9 protein-coding genes and 1 pseudogene are annotated in these 8,983 nt (G+C 61.6%); 8 read left to right on the forward strand and 2 right to left on the reverse strand.

The window, feature by feature from the left end; genetic code table 11:
- Positions 1-801 precede the first annotated feature (801 nt).
- Entirely contained in the window at positions 802-2,106 is a 1,305-nt protein-coding gene (locus P3C29_RS32400; protein WP_275966447.1) for a HAMP domain-containing sensor histidine kinase, read from the reverse strand.
- The gene (locus P3C29_RS32405) at positions 2,103-2,843 is read right to left on the reverse strand and encodes a response regulator (RefSeq protein ID WP_010175236.1); all 741 of its coding nucleotides are present in this window, start codon (positions 2,841-2,843) and stop codon (positions 2,103-2,105) included. The genes P3C29_RS32400 and P3C29_RS32405 overlap by 4 nt, the downstream gene beginning before the upstream one ends.
- A 216-nt stretch (positions 2,844-3,059) precedes the next feature.
- Here P3C29_RS32405 and P3C29_RS32410 point away from each other — a divergent pair, with 216 nt between their 5' ends.
- The 8 genes and pseudogenes from P3C29_RS32410 (at position 3,060) to P3C29_RS32445 (ending at position 8,607) form a co-directional block, all read left to right on the forward strand.
- Positions 3,060-3,302 (forward strand): DUF2790 domain-containing protein, encoded by a 243-nt coding sequence (locus tag P3C29_RS32410; RefSeq protein ID WP_201123006.1) that lies wholly within the window; start codon positions 3,060-3,062, stop codon positions 3,300-3,302.
- An 11-nt stretch (positions 3,303-3,313) separates the two neighbouring features.
- Positions 3,314-3,493 carry a hypothetical protein gene (locus P3C29_RS32415; protein WP_029616083.1) on the forward strand — a complete coding sequence of 60 codons (180 nt, stop codon included), beginning with the start codon at positions 3,314-3,316 and terminating at the stop codon, positions 3,491-3,493.
- A gap of 77 nt (positions 3,494-3,570) precedes the next feature.
- A pseudogene (locus P3C29_RS32420) lies at positions 3,571-4,089 on the forward strand (thioredoxin family protein); the annotation flags it as partial.
- 87 nt (positions 4,090-4,176) lie between these two features.
- Positions 4,177-5,214 (forward strand): isopenicillin N synthase family oxygenase, encoded by a 1,038-nt coding sequence (locus P3C29_RS32425; protein WP_201123010.1) that lies wholly within the window; start codon positions 4,177-4,179, stop codon positions 5,212-5,214.
- A 14-nt stretch (positions 5,215-5,228) separates the two neighbouring features.
- Positions 5,229-6,023, forward strand: a complete 795-nt coding sequence (locus tag P3C29_RS32430; protein WP_169387766.1) for a MetQ/NlpA family ABC transporter substrate-binding protein — start codon at positions 5,229-5,231, stop codon at positions 6,021-6,023.
- Positions 6,020-6,766, forward strand: a complete 747-nt coding sequence (locus P3C29_RS32435) for an ATP-binding cassette domain-containing protein (protein WP_275966448.1) — start codon at positions 6,020-6,022, stop codon at positions 6,764-6,766. The genes P3C29_RS32430 and P3C29_RS32435 overlap by 4 nt, the downstream gene beginning before the upstream one ends.
- The gene (locus P3C29_RS32440) at positions 6,763-7,428 is read left to right on the forward strand and encodes a methionine ABC transporter permease (protein WP_010175224.1); all 666 of its coding nucleotides are present in this window, start codon (positions 6,763-6,765) and stop codon (positions 7,426-7,428) included. The genes P3C29_RS32435 and P3C29_RS32440 overlap by 4 nt, the downstream gene beginning before the upstream one ends.
- 99 nt (positions 7,429-7,527) lie before the next feature.
- Positions 7,528-8,607, forward strand: coding sequence for a sigma-54 dependent transcriptional regulator (locus P3C29_RS32445; protein ID WP_275966449.1), 1,080 nt, complete (start codon positions 7,528-7,530; stop codon positions 8,605-8,607).
- Positions 8,608-8,983 lie beyond the last annotated feature (376 nt).

An 8,983-nucleotide genomic window follows, 5' to 3' on the forward strand; every position in this document is an offset into this window, starting at 1 on the left:
GCTCTTACAGCGACTCACTTTGGAAAAGCCCCAAAGTAAGCAAAGGGCTCTGCCCCGCCTGTCGGCACCTCGCCTAGGCTCGGTGTTCCCTCACTCCGGCGATGCTCCGCGGGCCGCCGCGATGGGCCATCCTTGGCCCAGCGCGGCTAAACCGGCGTCCTGCCGGTTTACCCGCTCCGCACCACCTGCGTTCGGCCTCGGGCTTATTGGGGCAGTCAGAGCCAGATCAAAATCAAAAGCAAGAGCACAGCGGCCTGCAGGCCGGCTTGAGTGGTAGAAGCCAGAGCAAAAGCCAAAGCGAAAGCCAAATCTGAAACGGATGCAGCTCTGCTTTTCTGTGGGAGCTGGCTTGCCTGCGATGCAGACAACTCGGTCTTTCAGGTACACCGAGGCGATGCTATCGCAGGCAAGCCAGCTCCCACATTTGACCGTGCCCGCTTTAGATTTTGATCTTGATGTTGCCTTTGCTTCACACCACTCAAGCCGGCCTGTAGGCCGCTGTGCTGTTGATCTGCTTTTGATCTTGATCTTAGGCGCCCCGTTAAGCCACGCTGGCCGAACGCAGGTAGTACGGAGCGGGTAAACCGGCAGGACGCCGGGTTAGCCGCGCTGGGCCAAGGATGGCCCATCGCGGCGGCCCACGGTCCAAAGCCGGAGTGAGGGCACACCGAGCCTGAGCGAGGTGCCGAGTGGTGGGGCAAGAGCCTTTTGGTTACTTTTGGGCTCCTTTCAAAAGTGAGCCGCTGTAAGAGCGGAACCCATATCAGCCATCACCCAAATAACGGATACACACACAGCCCGTCACAGCACCAGCCGAACCTCGGCACACAACCCTCCGCCATCCCGATTGCTCAGGGTCAACTCCCCGCCAATCGCCACTGCCAGTTGCTGGGCGATCGCCAGCCCCAGCCCGGTGCCCCCCGTGCCGCGATTGCGCGAGCTCTCCACCCGGTAAAACGGCTGCATCACCTGCACCAGTTCATCCTCGGCAATCCCCGGGCCCCGATCCAGTACTTTGATCGACAGCTCCCCGGACGATGTCGAACCCACCTCCATCTGCGCCGCCCCGGCAAATTTCAGTGCGTTGTCCACCAGGTTCACCAGCACCCGACGCAACGCATGGGGCCGGGTATCCAGCACCACTGCGCTTTTGCCGCTCAGGCTGACTTGCTTGTTCATGTCCTGGTAATCAAACACCAGGCTGTCGAGAAACGCGTCAAGGTTGATCCGGTGGCTGGCTTCGGTCGCGCCATGCACGCTGCGGGCATAGGCCACGCCTTCGCGCACCAGGTGCTCCATTTCCCCCAGGTCGCTCCAGAGCTTTTCCCGGTCTACCGAGTCTTCCATGAACTCGGCACGCAATTTCATGCGGGTGATCGGCGTCTGCAAGTCGTGGGAGATCGCCGCCAGAATCTGCATGCGCTCCTTGAGGTACTCGGCAATCCGCTTTTGCATTTCGTTGAACGCCGCCGCCGCATGCGCCACTTCGGTGGGGCCGGTTTCGTCCAGTGGCGTAGGGTGCGCATTCGGGTCAAGGGTTTCCACCGCCCGTGCCAGGCGTGTCAGCGGGCGGATGGCGATGCGCACGGCGATCCAGGTGCAGACCAACAGCACCAGCAACTGCAGCACCAGCACCACCGGCAACCAGAAGGCAAACGGGATCGGCTTGGGGTAGACGTCAATGGTGACCGGGCTGCCATCGGCCAGGGTCAGGTGCGCCTGGAAGTGTTTTTGCAGGCCCGGGATGTCGCGAAAGGTCAGCGGGTAATGCTCGCCCAACGCATCGGAAATCGAGGTCGCGGCCATGGGCACGTCGTCGCTGGCCATCGGCTCGCCGGGTTCGCCGGCATTCAGCAGGTAGCGGTAGGCGTTGCGGTCGAGGCGCGGCAGCCAACTGGCGCGCTCGGCGGCGGGCAGGCGGTCGAGGATCGCGATGGACGTGGATACGTCGTTCTCCAGGTTGCCCAGCATCACGCTGCGGGCGCTCATGTAGCGCTCATAGAACTGCGCGCTGAACGACAGGGCGTTGGCGCACAGCAGGCTGACGATGAAAATCACCGACAGTTGCGCCGCCAGGGTGCGCGGCCAGCGAAACGAAAGGGTCATGCCGAGTCCCCGAGGATTTCCACCGCCAGGGAGAACACATAGCCTTCGCTGCGCACGGTCTTGATGTAGGCCGGCTCGCGGGCGTCATCCAGCAGGCGCTGGCGCAAACGGCTGACCAGCAGGTCGATGGAACGGTCGAACAGGTCCGCGTCCCGGCCCTGGGTCAGGTTCAGCAACTGGTCGCGGTTGAGCACCCGTTGCGGGTGGTCGAGAAACACTCGCAGCAGGCGGTATTCGGCGCCGCTCAAGGCCACCAGGGTGTCGTCTTCGTCCAGCAGATGGCGGGCGGTGGTGTCCAGGCGCCAACGGCCAAAGCGGATCAGCCGGCCGCTTTCCGTCACCACCAGGTTCGGCGGCAGCATCCGGGTGCGCCGCAGCACGGCGTTGATGCGGGCCAGCAGTTCACGGGCAGCGAAGGGCTTGACCAGGTAGTCGTCGGCGCCCATTTCGAGGCCGATGATGCGGTCGGTTTCGTCGTTGCGCGCGGTGAGCATCAGGATCGGCGTGGCCTTGTGCTTGCCCACCCGCAGTTCGCGGCACAGCTGCAAGCCGTCGTCGCCGGGCATCATGATGTCCAGCACGATCAGGTCCACGGGCGTGGTGTCCAGGAAGCTGCGCATCTGCCGGCCGTCAGCCACCACGGTGGTACGCAGGCCGTTCTTTTTCAGGTAGTTGCCCACCAGTTCGCGGATCTCCCGATCGTCATCGACAATCAGAATGTGATCGACGTGATCCATGCTGCCTTCCTCGTTGAATAGTCATTGATGCGCAGTCTAGCCACTGCCGGCGGGCTTGCCTTGTGCCCTTTGTATTGCAGTGTATCTGGCGGTGACGAGATACACGTCGACGCAAAAATCCGGGCTTGGCCGACACAATCCGGATACCTCGCAAGGTTCAAATGAGCCCATCGAGGTAATCCGCCTCGGCTCACTTGAACCCCCGGGGAACCGCCCATGAATCTCAAAGCTACCTATGCCGCCTGCCTGTTTGCCGCACTCACTGGCCTGAGCGTTGCCGCCCATGCCGAAACCACCGCCAGCCAGCCGGACATCCACCAGGTGGTGTCGATCTCCGAAGAGGCCGGCGGCGCGCTGTGCGGCATCGTCAACTCGCACCTGACCTACCTCGATTCCGAGGGCCAGCGCCACGTACTCGACTACCGAAAATTTGCCAGCAACTGCCTTGAAGGCAGCTGAGGAGACCGGCCATGAACCCACTCAACAGCTTTCTCAGCGCCCTGGCGTTTTCCATGGCGGGTGTGGCGGCGGATGTGAATGCCGCCACCGCCAAAAAACTCACCGGCAGTGAAACCTGCTTCCAGAATACGCCGCTGGCGCAAAACGGCGCGGGTCGCAAACGCGACGAAACACCCCCGGCCACGAGGTGACACCCATGAACTTCATCCGATACCTGCGTCGCTCAAAAGGCCTGCTCCTGGTGGCACTGGTGGTTGCCCTGGTCGGCGTGCCCAAGGCGGTCAACTACTTGATCAATAACGTCGACGCCGAAAGCTTCAGCCAATCCGAAGAGCGCATGCCGTCCCTGGACGGCGCCGTGGCGTGGCTCAACTCGCCACCGCTGACGGCCGAGGGCTTGAAGGGCAAGGTGGTGCTGGTGGATTTCTGGACCTACGACTGCGTCAACTGCCAGCGCAGCCTGCCGTATGTCAATCAGTGGGCGAAGAAGTACGCCAAGGACGGGCTGGTGGTGATCGGTGTGCACACCCCCGAAAACGCCTACGAGAAAGTCCTGGATAACGTGCGTACCCAGGTCAGGAAACTGGGCATCCAGTACCCGGTGGCCATCGACAACGATTACCGGATCTGGCGCGCCTTCGATAACCAGTACTGGCCGGCCCATTACTTCTTCGACGCTACCGGCAAAGTGCGCTACAGCCATTTCGGCGAGGGCCGCTACGACAACCAGGAGAAAGTCATCCAGGCGTTGCTGGAAGAAGCCAGGGCGGCGAACGCACCCACCTAAGCTAATGCCAAAAAGGTATTTATTGTCGGGTTTTTAGATCGTTTAGCTTCGCCACTCCACACATTATGTTCATGGAGTGAGCTACCGATGTCGCACCCGCTGGCAATCCATACCTTGCCCTTGCTGGACCTGGCGCTGCTCGACGGCACGCCGGCCCAGCGCGGGCAGTTTCTCGATGACCTGCGCCACGCGGCGCGGCATATCGGTTTTTTCTACCTCACCGGCCATGGCATTGACGCCGATTTGCTCACTCGGGTGCAGCAGCAGGCGCGGCAGTTCTTCGCCTTGCCGGAGGCCGAAAAACTCGCCGTCGGCATGATCAATTCCCCGCACTTTCGCGGCTATAACCGCGCCGCCTCGGAGATCACCCGTGGGCAGCCGGACCTGCGTGAACAGTTCGACCTCGGCGCCGAGCGCGAGCCGTTGCAACAAGGCCCGAACTCACCGGCCTGGTCGCGCCTGCAAGGCCCCAACCAATGGCCCGCTGCGTTGCCCGAGCTCAAGCCCTTGTTGCTGGCCTGGCAGCAGGCGATGACGCAGATGTCGTTGCGCCTGCTACGGGCCTTTGCCCAGGCCTTGTCGCTGCCGGAAAACGCCTTCGACCCGCTGTACGGCGACAAGCCCAACGAGCACATCAAGCTGATCCGCTACCCCGGCCGGCATGCCCGGCAAAGTCGCCAGGGCGTGGGTGCCCACAAGGATTCGGGGTTTCTCAGCTTCCTGCTGCAGGACCAGCAAGCTGGCCTGCAAGTGGAAGTGGAGGAGGGCCGCTGGATCGACGCCTCGCCGCGCCCCGACACCCTGGTGGTGAACATCGGCGAATTGCTGGAACTGGCCACCAACGGCTACCTGCGTGCCACGGTGCACCGGGTCGAATCGCCGCCGTTGGGCAGCGAGCGCCTGTCCCTGGCGTTTTTCCTCGGTGCGCAACTCGACGCGGTGGTGCCGGTGTATCAGTTGCCGCCCGAGTTGCTGCGCGATGCCCACGGCCCCACCAGCGACCCGCGTAACCCGCTGCTGCGGGACGTCGGCTGGAACTACCTCAAGGGCCGCCTGCGTTCCCACCCGGATGTCGCCCAGCGTTTTTACGCCGACGCCACGATTCCCCAAGCCCTGTCCGCCTGATAAGGAACATCACCATGCTCAAGAAAACAGCCCTGGCCCTGGCCGTACTGATTGCGTCGTTCGACGCCCAGGCTGCCGAGGCCCTGCGTGTGGCGGCCGACCCGATTCCCCACGCGCAAATCCTCGAATACGTGCAGAAACTTGACCCGCAGTTGCAGCTGAAAATCATCGAGATCCCCAACGGCGTGAACTCCAACGAGCTGTTGGCTCACGGGGATGTCGACGCCAACTATTTCCAGCACTTGCCGTACCTGCACTCCCAGGAACAGGCCCTCGGCCAGAAATTTGCAGTGGCGGCCACCGTGCACATCGAGCCGCTCGGCATTTATTCCCATCGCCATACCAGCTTTGCCCAGGTGCCGGACAAAGGCACCGTGGCCGTGCCCAACAACGTCACCAACCTTAGCCGTGCGCTGTACCTGCTGCAAGCCAACGGCCTGATCACGCTCAAGCCCGGCTTCAACGACCCGGCCAAGGACCAGGCAACGCCCAAGGACATCGCCGAGAACCCCAAGCACCTGAAGATCCTCGAAATCGAATCGCCACAGATCCCTCGCGCCCTGGATGACGTCGACCTCGCTGTGATCAACGGCAACTACGCGCTGGAAGCCGGTTTGTCGCCGGCCAAGGATGCCCTTGGCCTGGAAAAAGCCCAGGGCAATCCCTACGCCAATATCCTCGTGACCACGCCGAAATTGCAGGACGACCCACGGATCAAACAACTGGCCAAGGACCTGAATTCGCCGGAGGTGGCCGCGTTCATCACCGAGAAATATTCAGGCTCGGTGATTCCGGTAGCCGTCGAATGATTGTCGTCGAGCAAGTCAGCAAGACCTACGCCGACGGGCAGCCGGTGGCGCTGGACAAGGTGTCGTTGCAGATTGCCGACGGTTCGATCTTCGGGATCGTGGGGCGTAGCGGGGCGGGCAAAAGTACCTTGCTGCGCTGCCTGAACCTGCTGGAGCGCCCGACCTCCGGGCGCATCCTCATGGACGGCCAGGACCTGACGCTGCTCAGCGACAAGCAACTGCGCCAGCAACGCCAGCGCATCGGCATGATCTTCCAGGGGTTCAACCTGCTGCATTCACGCAACGTCGCCGACAACGTGGCGGTGCCCCTGGAAATTGCCGGCCAGCCCAAGGCTGAACGCATCGCCCGGGTCAAGGAGCTGCTGGAACTGGTGGGCCTGAGTGACAAGGCCCAGGCGTTTCCTTCGCAACTGTCTGGCGGGCAGAAGCAGCGCGTGGGCATCGCCCGGGCACTGGCGGCGCGCCCGGATTATTTGCTGTCGGACGAAGCCACCAGCGCCCTCGACCCGGAAACCACCGCGTCGATCCTGGAACTGCTGCGCAGCATCAATCGGCAACTGGGGGTGACCATTGTGTTGATCACCCACGAGCTGGAAGTGGTCAAGGCCATCTGCGACAGCGCGGTGTCCCTGGCCAATGGGCGCGTGGTGGAAAGCGGCAGCCTGATTCAATTGCAGGCCGATCCCGCCTCAAGCCTGGGCCGCTCACTGGCCCCCAACCTGCCAGCGGTGAGGGCGGTATGAAAACCGACTGGAACGACATCCTGCAATTGCTGCTCACGGCCACGGCTGAAACCCTGTACATGGTGCTGCTGGCGGCGGTATTCACCTTGCTGATCGGCTTACCTCTCGGCGTGCTGCTGTTTATCAGCCGTCGCGGTGGGTTGTTCCCGCTGCCGCGTCTGAATCGCGTGCTGGGGGCGGTGGTTAACCTGGGGCGCTCATTGCCTTTTGTGGTGATGCTGATTGCCTTGATTCCGCTGACCCGACTGATCGTTGGCACCACCCTGGGCAGCACTGCCGCCGTGGTGCCGATCACGATTGGCGCTTTTCCGTTCTTTGCGCGCATCGTCGAAAACGCGTTGGATGAAGTGGACAAGGGGCGCATCGAAGCCATCGTCGCCATGGGCGGGGATATCCGGCACGTGATCCTCAAGGTGCTGCTGCCGGAAGCACTGCCCGCGTTGCTCGCCGGGTTGACCCTGACCCTGGTGATGCTGATCGGTTTTTCCTCCATGGCCGGCGTGATTGGTGGCGGTGGCCTGGGCGACCTGGCGATTCGTTATGGGTATCAGCGTTTCAACAACCAGATCATGGTGGTGACGGTGATCGTGTTGGTGGTGCTGGTTCAGGGCGTGCAAAGCCTGGGGGATCGTTGCGTGAGGTCGCTGGCGCATCGTCGCTAAACGGTTATGTACTAATGAATTTTTAATATTTCTAGTTATATGCGTGACTGAGTAAAGTTCCCCTTCGTACCTTCACCTCGTCGCCGGGAAATACTCTTCATGAACCGTCCCCACGGGCATCCCACGCCGATCCTGACTTTGCCCCAGGGCGAAAAAGACCCGCTGTCGATTCGCGCCAAGGCGTTGGTCTTTGCCGACCCGCGTTCGCTGCAACTGCTTGAGTATTTGCAGCGTGTCGGCCCCAGCGAAGCGCCGGTGTTGATCAATGGCGAGACCGGCACCGGCAAGGAACTGGTGGCGCGCTACATCCACAGTGCCAGCGGTCGCACGGGTGCGTTTGTGCCGGTGAACTGCGGGGCCATCAGTGAGAACCTCGCCGAGAGCGAGTTTTTCGGGCATGAGGCCGGTTCGTTTTCCGGGGCCTCGGGGCGGCGGATCGGCTGGTTTGAAGAGGCCGACGGGGGCACGTTATTTCTCGACGAAATCGGTGACTTGCCGCTGCCGTTGCAGGTGAAACTGCTGCGGGTGTTGCAGGAGCAGGAAGTGGTGCGGGTGGGGTCGCGCAAGCCGATCAAGATCAATATCCGCCTGGTAACCGCCACCAACATCGACCTGGAGCAGGCGGTGGAGGCGGGTAACTTCCGTCTCGATTTGTTCTATCGCATCAACGTTGCGCAGGTGCAGGTGTTGCCGTTGCGTGAGCGGCCGCTGGATATTCTGCCACTGGTTGAGCACTTTCGTCGGCTCTACAGTGCCAAGTTGAAAATCGCCGAGCCGATGTTGTCGGAGTCGGCGACTCAGGCGCTGCTGGATTATCCGTGGCCGGGGAATATTCGTGAGCTGGAGAATGTGGTGCACCTGGCGCTTTTGGTGGCTGGGGATAAGCCGATCATGCCCTCGCACCTGAAGTTTTCTGCGGGGTTGAGTGCGATGCATGCCAGCGTTAACAGCGGGGCGCCGAGGATTCCCCAGGAGGTGGTGCGTGAGCAGTTGCTGCGGTTGTTCGAGGTGCCTGGGGATTCGTTGTTGCACGATATTGAGGATTTGATCGTGCGGGAGGCGTTTGGGTTTTGTGGGTTTAATCAGTTGCGTACGGCGGAGTTGTTGGGGGTTACGCGTAATGCCATGCGGACGCTTTTGGTGAATCACGGGATGCTCAAGGGGCGGGGGAAGCCCTGATTTTTTGGTGTACATATCCGTTGTTTAGGTAACGGCTGCCTATGGTTTCGCTCTTACAGCGAGTCACTTTGGAAAAGCCCCAAAGTAACCAAAGGGCTCTGCCCCGCCTGTCGGCGCCTCGCTAGGGCTCGGCGTTCCCTTGTAAGATTGTTTTCACCTGCTTCAGACCGTAGTGCCCTCTGATTTCGAGATCGTGAGTGAGCATGGGTCGGAGCAGGTTCCTTCCTAAACTAGTCCGAACGGTTGCCTGGGCGCAAAGCCCGATTCTGCAAGGTTGGACGTGAGGAAAACGCTATGGACCATGACTCTGCGTTCGTCGGAATTGATGTTTCCAAAAACAAGCTCGACTCATTCGTCAGCACTACTGGCCAAGTCG

Source organism: Pseudomonas sp. 1912-s, from assembly GCF_029269205.1.
Classification (GTDB): domain Bacteria; phylum Pseudomonadota; class Gammaproteobacteria; order Pseudomonadales; family Pseudomonadaceae; genus Aquipseudomonas.